The sequence below is a fragment of the Sodalis-like endosymbiont of Proechinophthirus fluctus genome (assembly GCF_001602625.1).
Classification (GTDB): Bacteria; Pseudomonadota; Gammaproteobacteria; order Enterobacterales; family Enterobacteriaceae.
In genome coordinates, this window is record NZ_LECR01000031.1 from 8,768 (window position 1) to 9,366 (window position 599).

The window sequence follows — 599 nt, forward strand, 5'->3', positions numbered from 1 at the left end:
GCACGTGTATGAACGTCAGGTGCGGTTCCGACAGATCCGGCGAGATCTGCGGATTGAGCAACGTCACCTTACCCGGTAGTGACTCAAAGGCCGCATACAGCTTGCGGGTCAGCACGCCGATATCCTGCGGGCTGGCGCTGACGCTCAAGTTGTTGTGACGGGCGAACCGGATCAGATTGCGGTAACTCTGCATCATGGCGTCCAGCAGCTCTTCATGCGCTTCACGCACCTGGCCTATCTTCCAGTTAGCGCGATTGTCCAGCATTTTCAGCTGCTCCTCATCCCAACCCCAGCTCGTCACCAGCTGCGTCAGGATCTCACGCCGCCAAGGGGTGCCCGTCGGATCCTGCGACAATTTCTCGCACACCTTCAGATAAAAGCAGCGGCGCACCAAGTCCAGCCGCGTCAGATTATTTATCTGGGTCAGGTAGTATGTCACCCGTTCTAGCATCATGCAGTAGGGATCGAGGCCAAAAGATACGATTTCGCCGTCATGAAGCCGCTGTTTGATCTTCATCGCCAGCAGTTCAGTATGAGGATACTCCCAGGAGTAGGCTTCCAGGAGCAGGGTTTTCAGTACTGCCTTATACGGAGAGTCG

Annotated in this window: 1 protein-coding gene; it reads right to left on the reverse strand. The window is 55.9% G+C overall.

The genetic code is table 11. From position 1 onward, the window contains the following. Positions 1-599, reverse strand: a 599-nt coding sequence (locus BG74_RS16460) for a class I adenylate cyclase domain-containing protein (protein WP_244267252.1), incomplete at both ends; no start/stop codon positions are given.